The sequence below is a fragment of the Gordonibacter sp. genome, from assembly GCF_036667095.1.
GTDB lineage: Bacteria > Actinomycetota > Coriobacteriia > Coriobacteriales > Eggerthellaceae > Gordonibacter.
Genome location: NZ_JAVWUP010000074.1, coordinates 10,679 through 12,505 on the forward strand (window position 1 = coordinate 10,679; position 1,827 = coordinate 12,505).

The window sequence follows — 1,827 nt, forward strand, 5'->3', positions numbered from 1 at the left end:
GCTCGTAGATATGGAAGTGAGCATCTGCAACATGCGCTCTATGCTCTACCGCGCGGCTCGCTCGGTAGACCAGGGCCTGGATGACGAGCGCCTGTCCGTGGCGCTGATGAAGCGCTACGTCCCCAATGCTGCTACCGAAGTCGCCAGCGATGCCATGCAGATACTGGGCGGCATGGGCTATACCGAGCATGCGCGGGTGAGCCAGTTGTGGCAGGATTGCCGTGGCAACCAGATCGCCGAGGGCACCGATCAGATCATGGTGCATATCGCGGCCCCGCTCATCCTGGACAAATACTGATACGCTCGTTTCCGGCTGCGCTCTGCGTCGCCGCGGGGCCGAAACGCCGAAGCCGTTTTGCCGACAGGGTTGACGCGGCCAGGTCGCGGCGCGCCTCTTTCTTGCAGAAACATCGAAACGCCCGCCGCATCTCGCTGCGGGCGTTTTCTAATGTCGTGCGCCCGGCATGGGCGATAACTTGGCGGTGAAAGTCCGCTGTGGGCTTGGTAGTGGGAACCACTAGCTAAGGACAAGGGCGTTGTTGTGAGGCAGGGTCTGAAGGAAGTCCGGATGCAAAACTCCGAGCTGACGAACAGAAACCGCATGGTAGGCGGGAGACGGGCGGATGAGCCAGCGACGTACGGCAAAGTCCAACACTACCCGAACCCTATCCCGTAGATGCGGCGGCTACATGGAGTGAAGGTTATCGTTCTTACCCGGGGAGGTCTTGCGAGGGCTTTGGCATAGGAGGTGGATAGCATCTAGGAGCAACTGATGCGGTGACGCACCAGTGAATCGCAAGAAGTCAGCAGAGGGCATAGTAGCGAGTAAGTCTACAGCTCGTGAAGGCCTGAACGTTTATCGATATGTTTACGAATAGGAGGTGAATGCGTACATGAGAGAACAGGAAATGAGGAGACGTAGAGCCCTTAGCCTGATGGGGGAAGATAGGGTGGAGCCTGAAGGTAGCCCAAGGTTGTTCGGTGCGCACGTCGCCGAAACGGACAGACATAACAGCATGTCTTTATGTGATGAGGTGTTCTCGAAAGAGAACATCGAGCGTGCCATTTACTTGGTGCAAAAGAATAAAGGAGCACCGGGCATTGATGGCATGACAGTCTATGAGTTGGAGAGGTGGTGGACGGACAAGGGGACAGACGAAGAGCGCTACATTCGTGCCCTTCACTATCGACCAAAACCCGTACGTTCAGTAGATATCCCAAAGCCCAACGGAGGAACAAGAACACTTGGCATTCCTTGCGTATGCGATCGCATGATTCAGCAAGCGGTATTGCAGGTGATACAACCTATCTTAGACCCAACGTTTTCTGAACACTCATTTGGATTTCGGCCGGGTAGAAGTGCGCACATGGCAATTGAGTGCGCAAGAAGGTACTACGACGAGGGCTATACCACCGTTGTTGACATCGATCTTAAGTCCTACTTCGATACGGTGAATCACGATATCCTCATGCGCTTGCTTGAGGAAAAAGGTATCAAAGATAAGGTCGTCTTACACATTATTCGCAGAAGCCTGATAGCGGGCATCATGGATGGTGGAGTGGTAAGCCAACGTACAGAGGGAACCCCACAGGGAGGACCACTATCACCGCTTCTGTCAAACATCTATTTAGATGTTTTCGACAAAGAACTAGAGCGGCGAGGGCTTGGATTTGTGCGCTATGCCGATGACGTGAACATCTACGTCAAAAGCCGCCGCGCCGGATATAGGGTGATGGACTCAGCAACAAAGTTTCTAGAAACCAAACTTCGACTCACGGTTAATCCAGAGAAAAGCGAGGTGGGCAGCCCGACAAAACTCAAATTTC

2 protein-coding genes are annotated in these 1,827 nt (G+C 54.0%); both read left to right on the forward strand.

Annotated features, from left to right (window positions below):
* Window positions 1-298 (forward strand): acyl-CoA dehydrogenase family protein (locus RR842_RS08115; RefSeq protein ID WP_332729427.1); only part of this gene is annotated, 298 nt, incomplete at its 5' end.
* 595 nt (window positions 299-893) lie between these two features.
* Window positions 894-1,827: group II intron reverse transcriptase/maturase (ltrA, locus tag RR842_RS08120; protein WP_332729428.1), on the forward strand; the 934-nt coding region annotated here is incomplete at its 3' end.